This window comes from Bacillus sp. PK6-025 (assembly GCF_056530265.1).
Genome location: NZ_CP096509.1, coordinates 661,488 through 683,014, shown reverse-complemented (window position 1 = coordinate 683,014; position 21,527 = coordinate 661,488). Strand labels below are relative to the sequence as shown.

Sequence of the window (21,527 nt, the reverse complement as noted above, 5' to 3'; positions counted from 1 at the left end):
ACAATCATTTTCAGCTTGTTACCGGTAACAGAATGAGACCCTTACAAAGTCGATTCCCGGACAATAAGTTCCGGCTCAAAAAATTGATTGCCTTGCGACGCTCCGTCTTCATTGATTTTTTTCAGCAGGATTCTGGCGCAAGCCTCTCCCATTTCAACAACAGGCTGTCTGATCGTTGTCAGGCGAGGCGAAGCGATCCGGTCGAGAAACACCCCGTCATAGCCGGTAACTGCGACATCTTCCGGAATTTTTTTGCCGAGCGATTGCGCCGCGCGGATGACCCCGAGCGCGATGCGGTCGGAAGCGCAAACCACGGCTGCCGGTGCATCAAGGGATGCCAGCACTTCCAGTGCGCGTGCTTCACTTTTTTTCGAACTGTTTTCCATCCGGAAAATCGCCGCTTTTTTCAGACTGCCTTCCATCGCCTGAAGGTAGCCTTTTTCCCTTGACCGTTCAAAGGGTTCATCCAAATCAATTCCAAAAAAGACGACATTGCGGACGCCCAGCCCAATGACGTGGCGTGTTGCCATATAGGTACCTTTTTCATTGTTAACATCAATAAAATCATAGCCCATTTCATTTTGGCCAAATACAACGACAGGCTTTTCAAATACTTTAATCAGCCCTTCAAAATCGGCTTTTCTCAATCCCGTCGCTATAATGCCGTCACACTGTCCGATATTGAGAGATTTCCTTGTGACAAGCTGCAAAGCATAATGGTGACGGTCCAGCTCGCGGCTGATTCCCGTTAACAGGTTCATATAATAAGGTTCAGTCGTATCCATTTCTTCCAGTATGAGCAGCTTGACGACCTGTGTTCTGTTTTGAACGAGCGCTCTTGCTGCATAGTTCGGTATATAATTGAGCTCCTTCATTGCGGAATGAACAAGCTTTTTCAATTCATCCGTCACAGTCTCAGGATGATTGATCACCCGCGATACCGTCATTTTCGACACATTTGCTTTCTTTGCTACATCAGATAACGTTGCCATTTCATCCCCGCCTTACCTATACGATTCAAACTGTCAGCTAGTCCTTCCTGAGGGCTGATGACACCTTGTTAAAATTAATTATAAGATGGAATCAAAGAAATTTTATAAGAAGGAGAAAATAAAAAAACGGATTTCCTTTAGGAAATCCGTCCTATCACTCTTTTCTTCTATCTTTGAACATAGATCGAAACCGATCCGCCGTTTACGTGAAACTCTCCCCAGCCTTCTGCATTGATGACAACAGAATCGGAACGGTTTCCGGTGATGTCATGCCATGTCTCACCGGCGTTTTGCCGGCCGACATACATTCGCTTTGTCCCGCCGGGTCCGTCTGTTATTAACGCCGCCAAACCAGAATTTGCAACCGAGCTGTCGCCTTCCCTCGTCCAGCCGACAATGTCATGATGATCGAAATAATCATGCTGTGCTCCGTACGCATATTGTTTTCTCGCTTTTAAGATCGGTTCGATTTTGTGTTTCAGGGCAGGAATTTCGCGCTGCGAGGCTCCTTTCGTCCCGTACATATCCCCGTAGAAAATCTGCGGGTAGCCTGCTTCTCTTGTCAAAATAAAAGCGTAAGCCAGCGGCTTAAACCATGTTTGGACAGTCGACTCAAGCGATTGCCCCGGCTGTGTATCATGGTTATCAACAAACGTAACCGCTTTCACAGGATGCTTGGAAACGACTGTTCCGTTTAGCAATTTCCTCATATCATAGCCGCCTCCCTGTGTCGATGCAGCATGGAACTGGTAATGAAGCGGCACGTCAAACACTGAATGATTAAAGTTTGTTTTGTTCAAATAGTTTTCCAGCGCACCTAAGTCATTCTGCCAATATTCAGCTACCGTAAACATTTCCTTCCCTGTTTTTTCCCTGACATGATTGACCCAATCCCGCAAAAAAGAAAATTTAATGTGTTTGACGGCATCAAGGCGGAATCCGTCCAATTGCAGCTCATTGGCATACCACGTTCCCCATCTCTTTATTTCTGCCGTGACATCAGGATGATCATAATCGATGTCGGCATACATCAAGTAATCATAGTTGCCGTTTTCATTGGAAACTTCCCAATCCCATGCCTTTCCTTGAAACTTATAGATGCGGTTCAGCTTTCGGGACTCGTCCCAATCGGTTCCGTCAAAATGGTACCAATGCCATTTGAAATCGCTGTATGTGCTGCCGCGCCCCGGGAATTGAAAATGTGTCCACGCTTTGATTCGCTGTTCTCCTGATGTTACGCGGTTGCGGTCGGCGGGATCGACTTCAACAGCCGTTACATCTTCGGTCGCATCAGCGCCGCCTTTGTGGTTGATGACTACATCGCCGTAAACGTTGATGTCCCGGGAATGAAGACTGTTGATCGCAGATTGCAGTTCTCCCTTTGTGCCGTACTTTGTCCGAACCGTCCCTTTTTGATGAAACTCCCCTAAATCATACAGATCGTAAGCGCCGTAGCCTACATCGTCTTGACTCGTTCCCTTATATGCCGGGGGAATCCAGACGGCAGTAATACCGTGTTCAGCCAAATATGCCGAGTCATTTTGTAAGCGTTTCCAATGTTGGCCATCATTTGGCATGTACCACTCAAAATACTGCATCAGCGTCCCATTAAGACTTGCCGCCGCTGCTGCAGAGTGAGGCAGCAAGAAGATGAGCGCAAATAACAGCGGCAGCAATCGGGCATAAAGCCGTTTGTGTTGTTTCATGATTTTCCTCTCCCCTTTCAAAGTGAAACACATGCTATTGTATAAATATTTGGAATTTTTAACAAATATCGTTTTCCCTATATTTTCTTGCAACAGAAAAGCGCCGATATGGCGCTTTCTTCTCATTTATTCAATATCCTCTCTGCTTCTTCACTTCTTCAAGCTGAGATACAGTTACCAATTGATAGCCCTTTGCTTTCAGCTTTTTAATAATCTCTTCCGCCGCTTCTGCGGACGTTGCATAAATATCGTGCATTAAGACGATTTTTCCGTCTCCCGCATGACTCATGACATGATTGACAATCTTTTGTTTATTTCTGTACTTCCAATCTTCCGGATCAACATCCCACAACGAGACCTTCAGATTGGAAAGTGAGCGGACGGAATCATTGATTCCGCCATATGGAGGGCGCAAGTGTGCCGGCTGGTGTCCGCTGATTTTTTCGATCATTTCTTGCGTGTCGTTAATTTCCTGATACGCTTTTTCATTTGACAGCCTTGTCAATAACGGATGGTCCCAGGAATGGTTGCCGACTTCGTTTCCTTCCTTCAGCATCCGTTTTATCGTTTCGGGATAATATTGGGCTCTGCTTCCAAGCACAAAGAAGGTCGCATGCCCTTCATGCTTTTGTAAAGCATTCAATATTTTATTCGTTGTAGCGGGATTCGGGCCGTCATCAAATGTGAGAGCAATCACTTTTTCATCAGGATTTATTTTCGCCTGTTTCGGAAGGGGGACAGGCTCCTGCTCTCGTTTGGCCTGAAGATGGCTCTTTTTCATATCCTGATATTGGTCTTTTAAAATATCTTTTACCCATTCTTTTTTTATTTTTACAGACTGCTCAAGACCGGTTTGTTTTTTCTCAAAATAAAATTCGACTTCGTTTTCCAGGAGCGCGAAGCGGCTGAAATGCTCTTCCTGAGGGCTTGTCCCTTCTTTTAATAAAGCCGTGTCGGCAGACGGATTCCGATTTTTCAATTCCTGATAGGCAATGCTTGAAATCCTGTTCAGAAAATCTGAATTTTCTTCGAACAGGTCTTGAAGGGACAGCAGCTTTTTCTGTTTTAAATCGGCGTTAAACGTCTTGACAGACGTTGTACCCGAAACGCCCCCGGCCTCTATGTATTGATTCAGCACCACACTGGCTGCATCTTTTGTGTAATAGACAACCTTATATTTGATGTTCAGTTCAAAAGGCCCGTCTTCATGCTGAGCCTGGGCCTTTGCATTATCCTCTTTAAAACTGGCCAATTCTTGATTCACATAATCTTTTATTTGTTCATCGATTTCTTTTATGCGAAATACCGGATAGTGGATGGCATACCGCTCTTGTTTGCTGTCGCTGACCATGGATTCGACGCCGAGGCCGGATTGTCCGCCGTCTTTTTTTGGTTGAGGGGGCTCTTGACTGTTGCTTGACACCTTATTGTAAGAGTACCCCGCCAAACCTATTAATATCGTTAAAAAAATCAACATTTTAACCCATCGAAATGATGGTTTGCCAGACATCGCTGCTCACTCTCCTGTTTCATGACTTGCTTTCTCTGTTTCTATTACAAATATTGTTTCTCATACCGGGACTAATATAAAAGCGTCGACGGAAGCTTTATTTCCTGATTTCCGGCCGCATACGGGGCGATATCATACTGCTGAAATACAATTGAAATTCCGCTGCTTGTATAATAGAAAGCCGTATGTTCATCCAAGCGGATATCGCTCTTTTTAAGATCAGAATAAAACTGTTCCGGATGTTCGTTGATATAGCTGAAAATATAGTTTTTTGCTTTTTCGATTTTTGCCTGATTGTTTAATACGTCAGTCAGCACGACTTGTTTGCGCTTGTCAAAGTCAAAGTTGTAGGATGTAGCGGTGTACATGCCGTGCGCGCCGCCGGAGAACTGATAGTCATAGATTAAAAAGCTCAGTTTGCCTTCCTCGTTGTATTTGACTTTGTAGGACGTTTCATAGACGTTCTCCTCGTCCTTATCCTTCTTTTCGGCATCTTTAACGATTTTTTGAAATTCTTTATAAGAGTTTTTTAAATGATGTTTTACCGCTTCGTTGGCCAGCTGGGCATCTTCTTCCTTCAAATCGCTGAATACCGGAAAAGAAAGCGAACTGATGTCTTTGTAATATTCCGTGTGAATCGCGGCTTTTCTATTTTGTGAAGCGTTTATTTGAGATGTTCCTTTATTGATGATGAATAGCAGCGATGCTGTGAGTACAAGGAATCCTAAAATAGCCATCGCTTTTTTCATAAGCATGCTCCTTTGTCAATCTTCTTTTAAACTCGTAACATATCATTTTCTTTTGTAACACAAATGTAATATTTATTTCATATTTGTAATGATACCCACTTTTAAATCCCCCGTCAACTTTTTTGGGTAAAAATTTCTTCTGACGGCAAAAATAAGACACTCTCAATTCCTGAGAGTGTCGTTAACGGAATGATGAATGAGACGTGCGTCTTCACGCTTTTTTTGAGGGGCTGTCAATGCAGGAAAAACGCAGGCTGGGGTCTTCGTGATCAGTCTGACCGGAGTCTTCATTTTAGCCGTATTGTTTCAGCATGTCGGATAATGTCCGCTTCATCCTTTCGATTAATTCGGAAGGCTTCTGAATAATTGCTTCCCGGCCGAATGAAATGAAATAATCCGCAAAAAAATCAATATCCTTCGGCGCGATTTCTCCTTTCAGCACGCCGGACCCGTCTTCTTTTACATCCAGCTCAAGGTGTGGCCATTTGAGTGAACCGTGTGCCGTTCTACTCCTTTTTTTGTCAGCTCCGCTGATAATTCCAATGTCTCCCTTGGCCGGGACACAGCTGAAAAACGGTTCTTTAAATTAAGATCGGTCAAATCAAGCGGGGCCGTATGTTCATCAAGCTCGGCCCGCTTAATCCGGTCACACCTGAAGATGCGGTAGTCTTGTCTTAAAAAACAGTAAGCCGGGCAATACCACTTCCCTTGATTGGCATAGATTCCGATCGGCTGAATGTTTCTCTTGCTTACTGCACCGTTTGCTTCATATTCGATGATCAACACCTTTTGCTGAACTGCCGCTTCAAGCAGCACCTTTAAGACCGGAATGTCGTCTTTTTGCTCATAAGGCGTATAAAAAGCAACGCGATCCTTCATACTGTCAATCGCATCCCGGATGTCTCCTGTAAGGTTCAAATAAAACTTCTTTTTGATGGAGTCGTACTGAGCGTCAAACGGCAGGGATATATAATGCTTCAGCGCATCGATCGCAAAGAAGATGGCGATCGCTTCGTTCTCGCTGAAGGCGATGGGAGGAAGAATCCTTTCATTTAACACTTGATACCCTCCGTGGGGGCCGGTTTCAGAATAGAGGGGCACCCCCATTTCGCTGAGCTCTTGTAAATCCCTTAAAACCGTTCTCTTGGAAACGCCGAATTCCTGCGCCAGCTCCCCGACCGTAAATCGTTTTTTCCGGTTTACCATCATGATCATTTCATTCAATCGTTTCGCTTTAGACATGAAAACCTCCAATCATTTTTTAACCATGACATAAGTTGTCACCATTATAATATACAATCTTCTTAGATCAACAAAAAAAGGAGATGTTCGCTCTATGAAAACGCAATTTACACCTTACATCCTGATGAATGGAAGAGCAAAGGAAGCGATTGATTATTATCGTGATGTACTCGAGGCTGAAGTAAAGTTCAGTCAGACGATTGGCGAAGGCCCCGCAGATGAGGCGGCGAATTTTAAGGATGACGAATTGGATTTCATCGCACACGCCGTTTTGACAATCGGCGACGCCGTCATGATGATCGCCGACATCATTCCTGAACTGCCTTTCCAAAGTGGAAACCAATTGTCCATTTGCGTAACGGCAGCTGACGTTTCTTCGGCCAAGCGGCTGTTCGGCAAGCTGAGCGAGCGGGGCGAGGTCAAGCTTGAGCTGAAGGAGACTTATTTCAGTCCCGCTTACGGCATTGTCACCGATCCGTTCGGCGTTACCTTTCAAATTTTTGCCGCGCGTCCCGCATAAATGAACAAATGAGACATATCAAAAAAGGCCGGGTTTCATGAACCGGCCTTTTTTGCACGGAAAAATTTTCAGGGTTTTTTGGCTAAAAAGCGGTATTTGACAGCAAAAATTTAAAAAACTGCGCTTTTTCAAATTCACTTGACAAAGGGCATTTATGGAAACTCCTCTTCTTTTTGGTATAATAAGGGGTAGCAACAGTTCGGTTCTATATAAGGGCGGTCGGCTCACCCTCCATCTCTTGGAGAGAAAGGGGGTGAGCATGTGACAGTATCAGAGGCGTTGCAACTCATGGTCTCTTTCGGCATTCTTGTCGTGGCAATTCTGTCATCGAACGACAAAAAAAAGTAAGATCGCCCTTGATTCCCACACCAAGACGATCTTACTTTTTAATTGGGATCTAAAAATAGAGCCGACTCCTTTTTACGGAGCCTCTCTGTTGCTTCCGGGAGATGTTGCCGCATCTTCCGGTTTTTTTCAGTTTACGCATTCATCTAAAGATTATTCTGTTTCACACCTTGAATATATCACGATTTCCTTTATTTATCAATATGGATGCGTTTATATAAAAATGGAGTCACGGTCAAATGCGATATGAGAAGATAAATTCCTGATGACAGGATCATCTGGTCAATCGTAACTTCAAAATCGGGAAAATGCCTTTCTACATCAGAAAGGCCCCTCTTTTTTTACTCCCCGCTTCACATGTGAGGAGAGGTTGACCAATATCCCGGCTGACGTCAGCATGAACATTAACGAAGAACCTCCGTAGCTGACAAACGGAAGAGGAATTCCGGTAATGGGAAGAAGGCCGAAAACAGCGCCCAGGTTAAATAATGCCTGAATCATGATCTGGAATGTAATGCCGACCGCCAGCAGCTTTCCAAACGGATCATCGATTTGCGCAGCGATCTTAACACCTCTGAACATGATCAACAGGTAGGCCCCGATGATCATCAACAGCCCGACACCGCCGAGTTCTTCACTGATGACCGCCATGATAAAATCCGTATGGGCTTCAGGAAGAAACCCCAGCTTTTGAACGCTGTTCCCCAATCCATTCCCCCATACCCCGCCCGAATCAATGGCAAGGTAGGAATTGATCAACTGGTAGCCGTCTCCGTTTTCATTTTGAAAAGGATCGCTGAACGATGTCAGCCTTTTTAACCGGTACGACGCTGTCATAGCAAAATATGCGATGCCCGCCCCTGCCATTGTTCCGAGAAGCAGCAAGTGCCGTATTCTGAGACCGGCGCACAACAGAACCGCTCCGCAGCTTAACAGGATCGAAACAGCGGTGCCCAAGTCGGGCTGTTTTAAAATCAAAAAAAACACAGCGGCCAAAATGATCAGCGGCGGCATGACGCCCTTTCCAAAATCGGCGATGTATCTCTGCTTTTTTGCATACACATAGGCGAAATAAATAACCATCACAAGCTTCACAGCCTCGGACGGCTGGATCATGAGCGAACCGAGTTGAATCCACCTTTGAGAATTGTTTTTCTCCATCCCGATTCCCGGCAGCAAAACGAGAATCAGCAGCAAAAAAGAAAGCTTCACCAAAAAACGGATGAGTTTGCTGTAAGCTTTGTAAGGGAAAAAGACGGCAGCCGAAAAAAAGGTCAAACCGTTGAGCAGCCACTGCAGCTGCTTCATAAAAAAATAGCTGCCATCATGATACTTCATATATCCGAGGGGGTAGCCGGCACTGTATACCATCAGCAAGCCAAACGAGGATAAAAACAGAACCGAAGCAATCAATACATAATCCAGTTTCTTTAGATGGGAAAGAATCATTTTGTGCACCTTCATCCCCAGTCATTCCCAAACATGTAATATTTAGATCTGATATTCACACTGAAAACGAGACCTAAGGCGATCATGTTGGTCAGCAGCGCGCTGCCGCCATAGCTGATAAACGGAAGAGCGAGCCCTGTGATCGGCATTAACCCGATCGTCATCCCGATATTTTGGAACACTTGGAATACAATCAACCCCGCAACCCCCGCACATATATAAAGACCGAACAGACTGTTGGACGAGATCGCGATCCTGATGATTCTGTAGATCATCAGAAAATAGAGACAGACTAATGTGACGGCACCCAAAAAGCCGAATTCTTCACCAATCACGGCGAAAATAAAATCGGTGTGAGCCTCCGGAATCTTCCCTCCCTGCACTTGGGTTCCATGAGTAAAGCCGCTTCCTGACATCTGGCCCGATCCGATCCCCAATAACGCCTGCGTCAGCTGGTATCCATATGTAGAAGCATGTTCATGAGGACTGAGCCAGCCGTATATCCGGTCAAGCTGGTGAGGCTTAATTATCTTTGAAAAAATCTCAAAGTAATGATTGTGCAAATACGTCAAAAAGGCGACCAATCCCATGAATCCAAGCGACAGGGACATGATCATTCTCCCCGAAATCCCCGAGACAAGCATCAACGTGAATGCGATCGACAAAATCACCAATGCTGACCCTAAATCAGGCTGTACCAATATGAAGAAAAACGGAATCACCGTGTACACTATGATTTTCCCCGTCGGAATGATGCTCTCCGTGAAGGAGAACCTTTTATGCTGAAATTGGTTGAGTATCGAAGCCAACAGAAGAATCAAAATGATCTTCATAAATTCTGAAGGCTGGATTTCGATGACTCCGAAGCTGATCCACCTTTGCGAACCATTTTTATAAGTTCCAAAAAAATGAACGAGAATCAGAAGAAAAACGGCTCCCGCAAATAAACGAAGCGCCAATCGTTCTAGCAGCTCATAGTCGATGTAGGCCGTTCCCGCCATGACGCCAAACCCGACAAGATACCAAAAAACCTGCCGTTTCGCAAAATAAAAAGGGTCCTGTGTTTCATACTGGCCGGACCCGCTGTAAACGGCCAGCAGACTAATGATAAACAAACAAAATAGAATGAGCAGAAGGCTGACGTCAATGTTGATAGGCTTTCTTTTCATCTATAACATGCTCCATCATGATTTATGTGACAGCTGGTTGAAAACGAATTGAACCGCTGCGGCATCATCAATATAGCCGATTGGAAAAATATAATCCGGTATGACATCAACAGAAACGATGAAATACAGCAAAGCGCCGCCCATCAGCAGCAATTCACGCGGCGTCCCCCGCCCTGAGGTAAATCGGCTGTACATGTCGTGCAAACGGGTCAGAAAAGGACCAACGCCGGCGACTTTCTCGACTTTGGATTCAAACTCAGCCAGAATGGTACGCTTTCCTTCTTCCGTCTGGGAATATTGTTCGTACTCATTCAATTTGTTTTTCAGTTCTTCCGTGGTAAAGGACCGATCATAGACATTTGAGGTTTGCAAAACATCTTCAATTTCGGCAACTGACGAGTGAATATCCTGACGTTCGCTTTCCCTCGTCTTCTCGATCGCATAGCCGGCCGCTGTCATCATCTCATCAAAAGAAACGCCGAGACTTTCTGAAAACCTTTGCAAATGGTTCAGGTTTGCTTTTCTTTTGCCATTGATGATTCTTGAGATGGTCGCTTTATCGATTTGAGTGCGTTCGCTCAATTCTCTTAAAGATAATGATCTTTTTCGCAAATGCTCTTTCAGCAGCGCCCCCAGCTGATTTTTCTTTTGTTCATCCACGAGCCTTTCTCCTCTCACACTAAAAATGTATCAATCTATCAGCCAAAAGGCCAAGTCGGTATAAATATATAGAACCGTTGTCAAAATGTCAACGAATAACCATAGACATCTGTTTTATCTCACTTATTCCACCCTATAATTGTTGACAAATAAACAAAAAAAGAGCGAGTCAAAACTCACTCCTTATCCGATATCAATCCAAACCCGTTTTAACGCCAAACCCGACAAGCACCAGCCCCGCGGCTTTTTGAAAGACCTTCTGGAATTTCACGCTTCTCAGCCATTTTTTTGCGAAATCGATCAAATATACGAGGATGAGGAACCAAAACACAGCAAGAAAGGTAAGGATTAAAGCGAGGATGATCAACTGCTGGTTGACGCTTTCTCTTAAATTAATAAATTGAGGCATAATCGTGATATAAACCAAAACAGTTTTCGGATTCAGAACGTTGCTGAACAATCCTTGCATAAACGAATCCTTATAATGCCGGCTTGATGCGTTTTCGGTTTTGTTCTTCTCGGCTTGTATGTCCTCCAAAGAAAACATTTTTTTCGCGAAAAAGCTTTTAATGCCTAAATATATTAAATAGGCCGCCCCCAAGTATTTGATCGTATTGAACAGAATCACCGATTTCGCAATCACCACCGCTAAGCCGAGAACGGCAATCAGCGTCCAGAAAGAAAGCCCTGTCGCCAAACCGAGAACATTGCAGCGCCCGGCGTTCGGCCCGTAGCGAAGCGTGTTTTTCACCACAAGCATCGTATCTGCTCCTGGTATCACCACCATCATGGCGGCAATCGATATGTATGACAGCAGGCTATCCATCAGATGTCTCCCCCCATACTGGTTTATATAGTGACTACTTTAGTAACCACTTATTAAAAAGTGTATCAGCGGACTTGAAATAAATCAATACATCCAGCAAAATATGAGTGACAAAGGTAGCGACTCTTGTTGAAGCTGGAGGGCTTATGAAGGAAAACATATTAGACGTACTGAAAAACCTGAATTTCACCGAGTATGAGTCGAAAGCATACTTGGCGCTTTTGGAAGAATCGCCGCTGACAGGCTATGCGGTGGCAAAAAAATCGGGTGTTCCCCGGTCGAAAATATACGAAGTGCTGGAGAGCCTCGTGATCCGCGGCGATATCTTTGTCAGCTACGGCGGCACACCGCAGTACATCCCCGTTCCCGCCAAGGAACTGATTAAAAACCGGCGGCTGAAAGCGGAAGAGACTTTTGAACAGGCAGAAAAATATTTCGAGAAGTTTGAGCGCACTGCAAATGACCGGGAAAATATTTGGAACATCACCGGACGAAGCGAGATTATCGATAAAGTAAAGGCTTGTATATCATCAGCCGGAAAAAGGATTCTCCTCGAAATTTGGAAAGAGGATTTTCCTGAATTGGAGCCGGAACTCAAGCAGGCCGCAAAAAAAGGCGTCATCGTCACCATCATTGCGTACGGCGACATTGAAGCTGATTTCGCCAATGTCTATCTCCATGACAGCAGCACGCAAATTACAGAAGAGTACGACGGACGCTGGCTTGTATTCAGCGTCGACGATTCGGAAGTCGTGGCCGGCATTGTCTCGCACGGGAAAGACAGCCGCGCAGCCTGGACGATGCATGTAGGCTTGGTGATGCCGATTACCGAAGTGATGATTCATGATCTGTATCTGATGGAAATTATGAAGAAGCACAGAGAGGTATTGGAGGAAAGTTTCGGCGAAAACCTGATCCATTTGCGCCGAAAATTTTCGATTCATCCGGATTTCAAAAAGCATTATATGAAATAAAAGGCCCGCGCAAAGAAAGCGCGGGCCTTTTATAATTATGATCTTTCGGTAGCCTCCCAGCGGGATACTTCTTCCCTGACGAGCGGCGCCGTTTTTGTTCCAAAAAGTTCAATCGCCTTCATGACATCTTCGTGCGGCATCGAACCGACCGGAACGTGAAGCAAAAAGCGGGTGATCCCGACATTCTTGCGCAGGTGAATAATTTTTTCCGCCACCGTCTCGGGATCGCCTACATAGAGCGCCCCTTCAAAGCTTCTGGCTGCATCGAAGCTCGACCGGCTGTACGGCCCCCAGCCCCGCTCCCTCGCGAGTGTATTCATAGCCTGCTGGGTGGAAGGGAAAAACCGATCGGCGGCCGTCTCGGTATCCTCCGCAATAAAGCCGTGGGAATGGGAAGCGACTGTCAGCTTTGAGGCATCATGCCCTGCATGTTCCGCCGCTTTGTAATAAAGCTCAACAAGCGGGGCGAAATGCTGCGGACTCCCCCCGATAATCGCGAGAACCAGCGGCAGGCCGAGCAGGCCGGCGCGCACGACGGATTCCTGGTTTCCGCCGCTTCCGATCCATACAGGCAGCGGATTCTGCACAGGGCGCGGGTACACGCCTGTATTTTGAATAGCCGGACGATGTTTGCCGCTCCATGTGACCCTTTCCGACTTTTGCAGCTCGAGCAGCAGATCAAGCTTTTCTTCAAAGAGCTCATTATAATCATCTAAATCATATCCAAACAGCGGAAAGGATTCGATGAAAGACCCTCGGCCCGCCATGATTTCCGCCCTGCCGTTTGAAATCCCGTCGAGCGTCGCAAAATCCTGAAAAACACGGACGGGATCAGCCGACGACAGCACGGTGACCGCGCTCGTTAATCTGATGTGCTTCGTCTGTGCAGCCGCTGCGGCCAGGACGACGGCAGGAGAAGAAGCTGCGTAATCTTGACGATGATGCTCTCCAACTCCGAATACATCCAATCCCACCTGATCGGCAAGGACGATCTCCTCCACTACTTCGCGCAGCCGCTTCGCATGGCTGATGGCTTTTCCGGTTTTGATATCAGGGGTCGTTTCTACAAAGGTGCTGATGCCTAATTCCATGTCGCTTTTCCTCCACATTGTTTCCTTTAATTATTCTGTACATCATTGATTGATGTATGCCGTATTCTTTTCACCCGGCACTCACATTATTATATATAGAATACGGCGGGCGTTCTGATCATGCAATTGATCCGACTTGTGAATCAGGATCAGCTTCTGCTCCATTTGTTTTCCAGCTTGGTCTGCCGCAATCATGCTGGTCTGGTATTCATGCATTCACAAAGAAGATACCAGCTTACACTAGCTTCTGCCCGCAGTTCGGACAGAAGTTGGCTTCACCCGTTTTCGTTCCGCAGTTTGGACAGAAGTTCGGCTTTGCCCCTGCCTGCGGCGTGCTTTGGGGCGTTGGTGTCTGTGCCTGCTGATTTTGGTTCATCTGATTCATCATTTGGTTCGCTACGTTCATTCCCATCATCATGCCGGCCATATCGGATGCGGCACTGCCGCCTGTCATCTTTCCTGAAGCCATGCCGTCTGTCATGGATATCTGCTGATATCTGTTCAGATCGCCGACCATGCCGTGGGAAGCGTTCTTCGTGATCATGTCCTGGATTTCTTTCGGATAATTGAAACTCATGATGTTAAAGCCTGTAATCGTCATGCCGTCGCTGACAATCTCCATATCAAGGTCTTCCTTGATCCCTTTTGCGATATCAAAGGCGTTGGCTTGAAGGTTGAACATATCTTTTCCTTCTTTTGTGATCCACTTCATCAAAAGCTGATCAAGGATAGATGTGATCCGTATTTTGATATCTTCCACAACATACTGATCTTTCACACCGGCAATTTTATCGATTAATGCGACATAATCATTCACCTTAAAATTAAATGTGCCGTTCGCTCTGATCGGCATGCCGCCCGGTAGTCCTGCAGCCGGGATATTGATGGCATTCTTCGTCCCCCATTTGACGGTAAACTCCTTCGTATTGACAAACAGGACTTCGGCGCGCATCCCGCTGTTAAAGCCAAATTTAAAACCTTTTAAAGTAGATAAAAAAGGAATAATTTCAGATTCGATATCATAGTCGCCTTCATCTTGGAATATGCCTTCAATTTTTCCATTGTTTAAAAAGACGGCATCCTGACCGGGACGAATGATCAGCCGGCTCCCCTTTTTGATTTCGCGGTTGTTCCATTTGTAGAAAATCATATCATCGCGAAATTCATCCCACTCTACTACATTTGCAAATTGATTCTTAAAAAACACCATTTGAGCTCTTCCTTTCCCTTTCTAAAAGCTTCCCCGGCTGCCGCTGTGCGAATGTCCTCCGCTCGTCGTTCCGCCGCCTGAGCTTTTATTATTGGACGGTTTTCTTTGTTTTGTGACGGTCGTTCTGATGTACTCGTCATTCTTTCTGATCACTCCGGAAGTATCACCGTTCATATACGTGTTTGCACTTACGGTCACTCTGCCGCCTGAATTGTATTTCATAATGGCGACGGCAATTCCCGCGATGACTGCTGACACAAGCAATTGAAACCATGTCTTAAAAAAGATGCTGTCCGCCCATGGTTTCTTCTCCATATCATCATACGCCGCCTTCATAAACATTTCGAATGCGGTCTCATAATGATTGTCAGATATATCCGGCGTGATTTTTTCTCTAATTTTGTCCAGTCTGGCGTCATTCAAATATTCTTCAGCCTTTTTAAAGCCGGCAAGATAGACTTCTCTATGCTCCATATCAACCGTTAACACGGCTGCATTTCCATGCTTTTTCTGATAGCCGGGCGCTTTTTCGTCATAGAAGTCCTGAGTAAATTTCTTCACATCGCGGCTATTCGTATCATGGGTCGTCACAATGATAAAGTCGGTTTCCCGTTCGGCGCCTAATTTAGCTGCCAGCGTCTCCAGCTTCTCGATTTCCTGTTTGGTCAGAAGCCCCGCTTCATCATAAACATACCGCTTCTGTTCAGAGGCTGCCGCACCGGAGGCTATAGGGATGAAGACAAGGAAAATCATACATAGGATCATTGCGCTTCTCAATAAATTTCTCATCATGCCCCGCCTCCCATCACAGCAGCGATGATTTTCCAGACCGCAAATATGGAGACAGCTAGTCCGCTAAACCACATCTTTTCTTTAAATGAGCTGATCGGCGGCTTGCCGACGACTTTTCCCGTTTGTCCGTTCATCGCAAAAATGTAATCCTTTTGTTTGTAGTTGTAATTGACCATCCAGACGGGCAAAAGCACATAAAAGCTTTTCATTTTTTGCGTATCGACGTGTTTCGTTTTCACATCGACGGAGCTGTATCCGGATAAGGTGGAATCGATATATGACTCGATGTAGCCGCTGATTTTGCTTTTCGCCCGCGGAAAAAGCTCTTCATCATCGTAATTATATTTTTCAGCGATGTAGCCTGCCAAATAGGCCGTTTTAAAATCTTTCAGCTGATCATACGGATAAGGCTCCAATTTGTCCATCAATTCATCGTTCATCTTTTCTGATGCATCCACCGGGACTTTGATGTAGTCGAGATTGATATCGCGAAACGCATCATAATGTTCGGTCTTCGTATAGATGTAGTCGCCCTGTGTATACCTATGTACCTTTGTGCAGCGGGCGCTGACCTGCACTTTGCTGTTTAAATCGTACATCCAGAAAGGAACGTACATGCCTGTGATGCTTTTAATCCGGTCCGCCGACATAAAGCCCTTTGGTGTTAACAGCCCTTTTCTGCACCACTTGCGAAACGCGTCTGCCGCTTCCTCTTTGCTGATCGTAAAAGGAATGACCTTTGCCGGGGCAAGGTTTCCGGACAGGCGGTCGGGGATCACAGCCGCTCCCCCGCAAAAGCTGCAGGAGGTAGCCGTCGTTTCTTTTTCAGTGATCAAAATAGCGCCGCAGTTTTGGCAATGATATTCTGTTGCTTCGTCTTCAGTAAATCTCGCTGTTTTTAATTCTTCCGGAATGTTTTCAATCTTGTCCTGTCTCCCGCAGCTCCGGCAGGCCAGCGTGCCGGATTCAGCGTCAAAGGCCATGTCATCCCCGCAGCCCGGACATTTATAAGAAATCACCATGTCTCTTAACCTCTCACTTTATTCATTTCAAATTGTTATGACTTTTGACCCGCCATTTTTGCTTTCAGTGCGGCAAGCGCATCATCCACACCAGAGGGGCTGTCATATTTAGCTTTCAGGTCTTCTACGTCATCTTGAGGAGCGGCGTTCAGTTCAGCCATCGCATTCGCTTCATCAAGCGCCCGGTTGGCCTTTTCTTCCATTCTGCCGAAAGCGGACATTGAATGGTTGGCATTCGCTGCAGATGCACCGAGTTTATTCATTCTTTCCTGTGTTTTCGCCGCTGTCCATTTCGCTTTGATCGCGGCCCGGCGCGCTTCAAGCTCTCCGATATCGGAAACAAGCTTATCGTGCATTTTTTTCATTTGAAGCGCATTGGATGACGCCGTTTGTAATGCAGTTTCTAATTCGGACGCCTTCGTTTCCAGCACCGCTTTCTTTTCTAAAAATGTTCGGGCATCCGCCTCGCTGCCGGCTTCCAAAGCCTTCATTGCATAGCGCTCAAGCTTGTCGATTTCCGCCCGGCAATCCGCCAGTTCTCTTTTTGCCCTTTGCTCGGCCGCCATGACAGACGCCGTTTCCGCCTTTACTTTGTTTAAGTCGCTGTTCAAGTTCCTGACGTACTGATCCACCATTTTTTCCGGGTCCTCTGCTTTATCAAGCAAAGCGTTAATATTGCTGGCCATAATGTCTTTGAACCTGCTTAATATACTCATCTAAAAACTCCTCCTCATAGTAAAATATACTTAGTTTAAATATACTATTTTTCCAGAGGAAAAGTTTCGGTTTTTTAATAAAAAATTGATATAATGGCAGTTTTTCGAGAAAAATTTTCAAACAAAAACAAAAATATTCAGACGGAATATTCTGATTTATATGTTGATTTATTTTTGATTACCGAATAAAGTAATACTATATGAAAAACATTCGGAACAGCATGCAAGCTGGAACGGATGCAGGGTCGGTATCACCAGAAAATGACAGCGCTTACATATTCGCGTGACTCACGAAAGAAAAATCCAGCATTCAACGCATCAATCCGGCTTCTGTCAGAAAAGAATTCTGATTTGAAAGGGGAGCGAATCATGCCAGGGAGAAAAAAAGGCAGTTTGAAGTCGACGATCACGGTTGCCATGTCCAACTATTTGGAGGCGGGATCAATCGTCGCAGGGGCCGGCGGGCTTTCGTTATGGGTTGAATATTTAGGGTTGGACGACGCCCGGGTCGGGCTTCTCGGCGCCTTAAGCGCAAATGGTTTCGGCGCGGCGATCGGCGCTTTTCTCGGCGGTTTTTTAGTCGACCGTTACGGGAGAAAATTCATATACAAGTACGATCTATTAGTCTATATGCTTGGCGTTTTGCTGATTGCCGTGTCGTTTAATTTTCCGATGCTTTTAACCGGTTACATCGTGACGGGAATTGCGGTGGGCGCAGCGATTCCGGCTGCTTGGACTTATATTGCCGAGGAGGCGCCTGATCACGAACGTGCCGGACGCGTCGGCTGGGGGCAGCTGGCATGGTCGGTCGGACCGGCGCTTACGCTGCTACTATCGGTTGCCTTGGCACCGCTCGGTTTGCTGGGAAGCCGGTTGATTTTTGCCCAATTATTCGTTGTCGCGGTCATCACGTGGATTTTGCAGCAGCAGATTCACGAATCGTCCATCTGGGAGGAGCAAAAGCGAAAAGAAGCTGAAGACAAAGCAAAAGGAGTTACAGAAAAGGCATCAATCAAAGAGCTGTTGACCAACAAAGCGAACCTCCACGCCATGATTCTCCTTATCGGAATTTACGCGTTTTGGAACCTTGTTGCCGGAACAATGGGATATTTCATGCCGTATATTTATGAGACGGTCGGCGGTTTAACAGCGGCGCAAGCCAACCTGCTGCAGGCATTTTTATGGATTTTGACAGTGGCGTCCACATACTTCGTCTTTATCCGTCTCGGCGATAAAGTCAATCGGAAAACGCTTTTTGGCATAGGAGCAGCCATGGCAATCGCCGCATGGGTCATCCTCACCTTCGGTACGATGAACATCACTGAGCTTTTATTATTCGTATGCCTGTGGGGCATTTCTGCGGGATTTGGAGCGCAGGCGTTTTACGGGCTGTGGGCGGCAGAACTTTTTCATACGAAATACAGGGCGCTCGCCCAAGGCTTTATGTTCTTCATCGTCCGCATCGGCGTCGGGCTCATCTCATTGATCGTTCCTGCGATGATTACGGGATTGGGCTTTAAAACAGCCGGCGCCGTCATGATTGCATTTCTCGTCATTCATATGATCATCGGGCTCCGTATGGCGCCGGAAACGCGCGGCAAATCGCTTGAAGCCATTCAAAGCGAACGCTACCACCAAAGCGGCTGACCTGTGGTCAGCCGCTTGTTCTAAACCTGCAGGTTTGAGGCTGTCAACAGCTTCCTCTTCTCTGAATACGGGTCGTTTTCAATCGCGATCTCTTGATCAAAAATCAGCGTTTTCCGTGAATCTTCATCATAATCAGGCCAGCTGACATCATCGGTGCTCGGATTTCCGGAGCGGGCAAAAGACACCCAGGCAGCCTGGATCTGTTTAGCAAGCAGATGCGCTTCCTCCCCAGCCTTCGTACCTGTCAGCTGTTCCAAACTGTCCATATTGCCAAATACAAACGGAATCTCTAAGCCGTGCACCGCTTTGTTGAACGGCGGATGCTCCGAATCGGCATGCCAGTCAAACCGGTACATAAAGACAGATGCATGTCGTGATTGAGCCGAAGCGAACACAACGGACGGATGCCAAAAGACTAGATCTGTCATCATATCAACATGGCCTTTCAATGATCTCGGATACAGAGGCGCGGCGGCTTCAGCGGCCTCTTTTCCCATGTATTCTTCTAAAATCTCATTAATCTTCCTCTCAGGCAAAAGTTCCGAATCAGAGGCAAAAAACAAAGCGCCTTCATCGCAGTTTGTTCCGATTAATAGACCGATTCCTTTTGCCGCTCCCTTCGCGACGGCGGCCTCCGGCTTCAGCGGGAGGGTTTTTTCGTCAAGTGCAGGCTGAAAGATCAATTCAAAAATATTTTCTCCCATTAAAGTACGCAGCTGATCGGCGGCTTGAAGAAGTTCTTGATCAGATACATCGCAAAGGCGCTCCAGATGATGATGATCAATATCGAGAATCGTTAAGAATCTTTCTGCTGCGGCTTTCGCAAGCTTTTCAGACAATGTTGCGGACGCCCCGCTTTCCATAATGGCCTGTTGAAAAAGCCCCTTTGCTTTCGGCATCGCCAAGAGCGAAGCGATGCTCATCGATCCCGCCGATTCTCCAAATACCGTAATATGATGACGGTCTCCGCCAAAGAAAGCGATATTTTCTTTCACCCACTCAAGGGCCGCGATTTGATCCAAGAGGCCAAGGTTGCTTGTGTAGGAATCATCAATTGCAGAAAGATGCAAAAAACCGAACGGACCGAGGCGATAATTGATGGTGACCACGATCACCTTTCCCTGCTTTGCGAGCTGAGTCCCGTCATAGAACGGTTCACTGCCGGCTCCGAGATAAAAAGCGCCCCCATGAATCCACACCATAACAGGCAGATCCCCATCCGCCTCTTCAGGTGCGTACACATTTAAATAAAGGCAATCCTCAGACTTTTCAATCCCCGTTGACTCACCAGGCAACCCCCTGTCAGGCTGCGGACAAACCGGACCAAATTGAAAGGCCTCCCGCTCACCTTCCCAGGCTTCCATTCGCTGCGGTTCCCGAAACCTTAACTTGCCGACGGGAGGTTTTGCGAAAGGTACGCCTTTAAAGATACGGACACCGTTTTCCGTTCTGCCTTTCAGCTTTCCAAAGCACGTTTGGACAGTCGTTTCATACATTTTATTCCACCCCTTTCACTTTTCAATGATAATGGAATCGGACGATACCGTCTAATCGGAATACTTGCATTTTGGAAAATGAAGGGTCTAGTATAGGATCAGAAGAGATGTTCAACCTATTGTTTAAAAATTTGACGGAAAAGAGGGGTTTCAATGAAACTGTCGGGACACACAATACTGATCACAGGCGGCGCATCAGGAATCGGCTTTGCTTTTGCCGAACGATTTATGAAATCGGGAAATACGGTCATCGTCTGCGGGAGAAGGGAAAGCAAGCTGAAAGAAGCAAAGGAAAAATATCCGGAGCTGATCACGCGTGTATGCGATGTAACCGATGAAACGGAACGACTGGCATTATTTGAATGGGTCAAAGAACGTCACCCTGGCGTAAATGTACTTGTGAATAATGCGGGTATACAGCAGCGCTACCACATTTTAAAAGCAGATGTCATAGACAATTGGGCTGACTACAAAAAAGAAATCACCGTCAACATGGAGGCGCCGATCCACCTGGCCATGCTCTTTAGCCAATACTTTGCCAAAAAACCGGGGAAAACAGCGATCATCAATGTGACATCAGGCCTGGCGTTTACACCGATGGCGATCGCACCGATCTACTCATCGACAAAAGCCGCTCTCCATTCTTTTACGATGAGTTTAAGACATCAGCTTTCCGAGGCCGGCGTTGATGTCATAGAGGTCGCTCCTCCCGCGGTCAATACAGATCTGGGCGGTGTCGGACTGCATGATTCCGGAGCTCCTTTGGATGAATTTGCCGATGCGATTTTTAAAGGGCTGGAAGAAGGCCGATTAGAAATCGGCTATGCCAGATCGGAAAAAGCCTTGCGGATGTCAAGAGATGAAATCGATGAAAGCGTCAGCCAAATGTACAGTTCTTTAAAACATTCCATCGAATAAAAGGAATGTTGGCATTGTCATTTCAATAGAGGTTGTTCCTTCCAGACGGCCGTTTTATCATAAAATGAGAAGGAGTGATCCAAATGCCGTTTATTCTCCAGCGCATTTATCAAGAAAACCAGCATGCAGAAGGACGCCGCATTTTAATCGACCGTGTGTGGCCGCGCGGCATTTCAAAAGAAAAAGCGAACCTTGACTGCTGGATGAAAGAAATCGCTCCAAGTCCTGATTTAAGAAAATGGTTCGGTCATGACCCGAAAAAATTCGAATCGTTTAAAGAAGCCTATCAAAATGAAATCAAACAACACCCTGAAAAACAGAGAAGCTTCAAGGAATTAAAAGAAATGGCTGCGGACGAAACCGTTATTCTGCTTTACGGTGCAAAGGATGAGCGCCATAACCATGCCGTCGTTCTTTATGAGATGCTGAACCGGCAAAGCCTTTGACCTTGAAACTTTTTTCAACGCTTTTCGTATGACAGATAAAGCAATAT

The 21,527-nt window shown here is 46.1% G+C and carries 20 protein-coding genes and 1 pseudogene; 6 read left to right on the top strand and 15 right to left on the bottom strand.

What is annotated here, in order from left to right:
• Positions 1–41: 41 nt before the first annotated feature.
• From M1D67_RS03470 to M1D67_RS03450, 5 genes and pseudogenes are all read right to left on the bottom strand, one after another.
• Positions 42–992: a LacI family DNA-binding transcriptional regulator gene (locus M1D67_RS03470; protein WP_020450398.1), complete on the bottom strand. Its 951-nt coding sequence runs from the start codon at positions 990–992 to the stop codon at positions 42–44.
• Positions 993–1,159: 167 nt separating this feature from the next.
• Positions 1,160–2,698, bottom strand: a complete 1,539-nt coding sequence (gene amyS / locus M1D67_RS03465) for an alpha-amylase (RefSeq protein WP_479831589.1) — start codon at positions 2,696–2,698, stop codon at positions 1,160–1,162.
• A 130-nt stretch (positions 2,699–2,828) separates the two neighbouring features.
• Entirely contained in the window at positions 2,829–4,208 is a 1,380-nt protein-coding gene (locus tag M1D67_RS03460) for a polysaccharide deacetylase family protein (protein ID WP_479831588.1), read from the bottom strand.
• A 71-nt stretch (positions 4,209–4,279) separates the two neighbouring features.
• Complete coding sequence (locus M1D67_RS03455) at positions 4,280–4,957, bottom strand: DUF3298 and DUF4163 domain-containing protein (protein ID WP_035337087.1); 678 nt, start codon at positions 4,955–4,957, stop codon at positions 4,280–4,282.
• Positions 4,958–5,249: 292 nt separating this feature from the next.
• Positions 5,250–6,199, bottom strand: a pseudogene (locus M1D67_RS03450) (helix-turn-helix transcriptional regulator).
• 94 nt (positions 6,200–6,293) lie between these two features.
• Here M1D67_RS03450 and M1D67_RS03445 point away from each other — a divergent pair.
• Both M1D67_RS03445 and M1D67_RS03440 read left to right on the top strand, forming a co-directional pair.
• Complete coding sequence (locus tag M1D67_RS03445) at positions 6,294–6,719, top strand: VOC family protein (RefSeq protein ID WP_023855557.1); 426 nt, start codon at positions 6,294–6,296, stop codon at positions 6,717–6,719.
• Between the two features lie 288 nt (positions 6,720–7,007).
• Positions 7,008–7,067 (top strand): hypothetical protein, encoded by a 60-nt coding sequence (locus M1D67_RS03440; RefSeq protein ID WP_219192634.1) that lies wholly within the window; start codon positions 7,008–7,010, stop codon positions 7,065–7,067.
• A 318-nt stretch (positions 7,068–7,385) separates the two neighbouring features.
• Here the strand turns inward: M1D67_RS03440 and ftsW are convergent, their stop codons facing one another.
• The 4 genes from ftsW to M1D67_RS03420 form a co-directional block, all read right to left on the bottom strand.
• Complete coding sequence (gene ftsW / locus M1D67_RS03435; protein WP_479831587.1) at positions 7,386–8,528, bottom strand: putative lipid II flippase FtsW; 1,143 nt, start codon at positions 8,526–8,528, stop codon at positions 7,386–7,388.
• Entirely contained in the window at positions 8,525–9,682 is a 1,158-nt protein-coding gene (gene rodA / locus M1D67_RS03430; RefSeq protein ID WP_479831586.1) for a rod shape-determining protein RodA, read from the bottom strand. Before rodA ends, ftsW begins: the two co-directional genes overlap by 4 nt.
• Positions 9,683–9,697: 15 nt before the next feature.
• Positions 9,698–10,342, bottom strand: a complete 645-nt coding sequence (locus M1D67_RS03425) for a helix-turn-helix domain-containing protein (RefSeq protein WP_065643586.1) — start codon at positions 10,340–10,342, stop codon at positions 9,698–9,700.
• 193 nt (positions 10,343–10,535) lie between these two features.
• Complete coding sequence (locus M1D67_RS03420) at positions 10,536–11,168, bottom strand: homoserine/threonine efflux transporter (protein ID WP_020450387.1); 633 nt, start codon at positions 11,166–11,168, stop codon at positions 10,536–10,538.
• 146 nt (positions 11,169–11,314) lie between these two features.
• Between M1D67_RS03420 and M1D67_RS03415 the strand changes: the two genes are divergently transcribed.
• Entirely contained in the window at positions 11,315–12,142 is an 828-nt protein-coding gene (locus M1D67_RS03415) for a TrmB family transcriptional regulator (protein WP_020450386.1), read from the top strand.
• A gap of 35 nt (positions 12,143–12,177) precedes the next feature.
• Here the strand turns inward: M1D67_RS03415 and M1D67_RS03410 are convergent, their stop codons facing one another.
• The 5 genes from M1D67_RS03410 to M1D67_RS03390 all read right to left on the bottom strand — a co-directional run bounded on the left by M1D67_RS03410 (position 12,178) and on the right by M1D67_RS03390 (position 16,973).
• Complete coding sequence (locus M1D67_RS03410; RefSeq protein ID WP_106071192.1) at positions 12,178–13,233, bottom strand: LLM class flavin-dependent oxidoreductase; 1,056 nt, start codon at positions 13,231–13,233, stop codon at positions 12,178–12,180.
• A gap of 235 nt (positions 13,234–13,468) precedes the next feature.
• Positions 13,469–14,443, bottom strand: a complete 975-nt coding sequence (locus M1D67_RS03405; protein ID WP_101561712.1) for an SPFH domain-containing protein — start codon at positions 14,441–14,443, stop codon at positions 13,469–13,471.
• 21 nt (positions 14,444–14,464) lie between these two features.
• Complete coding sequence (locus M1D67_RS03400) at positions 14,465–15,232, bottom strand: TPM domain-containing protein (protein WP_025811966.1); 768 nt, start codon at positions 15,230–15,232, stop codon at positions 14,465–14,467.
• Complete coding sequence (locus tag M1D67_RS03395; RefSeq protein ID WP_020450382.1) at positions 15,232–16,257, bottom strand: TFIIB-type zinc ribbon-containing protein; 1,026 nt, start codon at positions 16,255–16,257, stop codon at positions 15,232–15,234. Before M1D67_RS03395 ends, M1D67_RS03400 begins: the two co-directional genes overlap by 1 nt.
• A 35-nt stretch (positions 16,258–16,292) precedes the next feature.
• Positions 16,293–16,973 (bottom strand): PspA/IM30 family protein, encoded by a 681-nt coding sequence (locus tag M1D67_RS03390; RefSeq protein ID WP_020450381.1) that lies wholly within the window; start codon positions 16,971–16,973, stop codon positions 16,293–16,295.
• Between the two features lie 369 nt (positions 16,974–17,342).
• Here M1D67_RS03390 and M1D67_RS03385 point away from each other — a divergent pair, with 369 nt between their 5' ends.
• The gene (locus M1D67_RS03385) at positions 17,343–18,620 is read left to right on the top strand and encodes an MFS transporter (protein WP_479831585.1); all 1,278 of its coding nucleotides are present in this window, start codon (positions 17,343–17,345) and stop codon (positions 18,618–18,620) included.
• Between the two features lie 20 nt (positions 18,621–18,640).
• Here the strand turns inward: M1D67_RS03385 and M1D67_RS03380 are convergent, their stop codons facing one another.
• Entirely contained in the window at positions 18,641–20,116 is a 1,476-nt protein-coding gene (locus M1D67_RS03380; protein ID WP_479831584.1) for a carboxylesterase/lipase family protein, read from the bottom strand.
• A gap of 153 nt (positions 20,117–20,269) precedes the next feature.
• On the opposite strand from M1D67_RS03380, the gene M1D67_RS03375 reads away from it, so the two are divergent.
• Both M1D67_RS03375 and M1D67_RS03370 read left to right on the top strand, forming a co-directional pair.
• Positions 20,270–21,034 (top strand): SDR family oxidoreductase, encoded by a 765-nt coding sequence (locus M1D67_RS03375; protein WP_043054131.1) that lies wholly within the window; start codon positions 20,270–20,272, stop codon positions 21,032–21,034.
• A gap of 83 nt (positions 21,035–21,117) precedes the next feature.
• Complete coding sequence (locus M1D67_RS03370; protein ID WP_479831583.1) at positions 21,118–21,480, top strand: DUF488 domain-containing protein; 363 nt, start codon at positions 21,118–21,120, stop codon at positions 21,478–21,480.
• The last annotated feature ends 47 nt before the right edge of the window (positions 21,481–21,527 follow it).

Excerpts from the sequence above, each read along its gene's own strand:
- M1D67_RS03470 (WP_020450398.1), bottom strand. The coding sequence starts at position 992 with ATGGCAACGTTATCTGATGTAGCAAAGAAAGCAAATGTGTCGAAAATG.
- amyS (WP_479831589.1), bottom strand. The coding sequence starts at position 2,698 with ATGAAACAACACAAACGGCTTTATGCCCGATTGCTGCCGCTGTTATTT.
- M1D67_RS03460 (WP_479831588.1), bottom strand. The coding sequence starts at position 4,208 with ATGTCTGGCAAACCATCATTTCGATGGGTTAAAATGTTGATTTTTTTA.
- M1D67_RS03455 (WP_035337087.1), bottom strand. The coding sequence starts at position 4,957 with ATGAAAAAAGCGATGGCTATTTTAGGATTCCTTGTACTCACAGCATCG.
- M1D67_RS03445 (WP_023855557.1), top strand. The coding sequence starts at position 6,294 with ATGAAAACGCAATTTACACCTTACATCCTGATGAATGGAAGAGCAAAG.
- ftsW (WP_479831587.1), bottom strand. The coding sequence starts at position 8,528 with ATGAAGGTGCACAAAATGATTCTTTCCCATCTAAAGAAACTGGATTAT.
- rodA (WP_479831586.1), bottom strand. The coding sequence starts at position 9,682 with ATGAAAAGAAAGCCTATCAACATTGACGTCAGCCTTCTGCTCATTCTA.
- M1D67_RS03420 (WP_020450387.1), bottom strand. The coding sequence starts at position 11,168 with ATGGATAGCCTGCTGTCATACATATCGATTGCCGCCATGATGGTGGTG.
- M1D67_RS03415 (WP_020450386.1), top strand. The coding sequence starts at position 11,315 with ATGAAGGAAAACATATTAGACGTACTGAAAAACCTGAATTTCACCGAG.
- M1D67_RS03410 (WP_106071192.1), bottom strand. The coding sequence starts at position 13,233 with ATGGAATTAGGCATCAGCACCTTTGTAGAAACGACCCCTGATATCAAA.
- M1D67_RS03405 (WP_101561712.1), bottom strand. The coding sequence starts at position 14,443 with ATGGTGTTTTTTAAGAATCAATTTGCAAATGTAGTAGAGTGGGATGAA.
- M1D67_RS03400 (WP_025811966.1), bottom strand. The coding sequence starts at position 15,232 with ATGAGAAATTTATTGAGAAGCGCAATGATCCTATGTATGATTTTCCTT.
- M1D67_RS03395 (WP_020450382.1), bottom strand. The coding sequence starts at position 16,257 with ATGGTGATTTCTTATAAATGTCCGGGCTGCGGGGATGACATGGCCTTT.
- M1D67_RS03390 (WP_020450381.1), bottom strand. The coding sequence starts at position 16,973 with ATGAGTATATTAAGCAGGTTCAAAGACATTATGGCCAGCAATATTAAC.
- M1D67_RS03385 (WP_479831585.1), top strand. The coding sequence starts at position 17,343 with ATGCCAGGGAGAAAAAAAGGCAGTTTGAAGTCGACGATCACGGTTGCC.
- M1D67_RS03380 (WP_479831584.1), bottom strand. The coding sequence starts at position 20,116 with ATGTATGAAACGACTGTCCAAACGTGCTTTGGAAAGCTGAAAGGCAGA.
- M1D67_RS03375 (WP_043054131.1), top strand. The coding sequence starts at position 20,270 with ATGAAACTGTCGGGACACACAATACTGATCACAGGCGGCGCATCAGGA.
- M1D67_RS03370 (WP_479831583.1), top strand. The coding sequence starts at position 21,118 with ATGCCGTTTATTCTCCAGCGCATTTATCAAGAAAACCAGCATGCAGAA.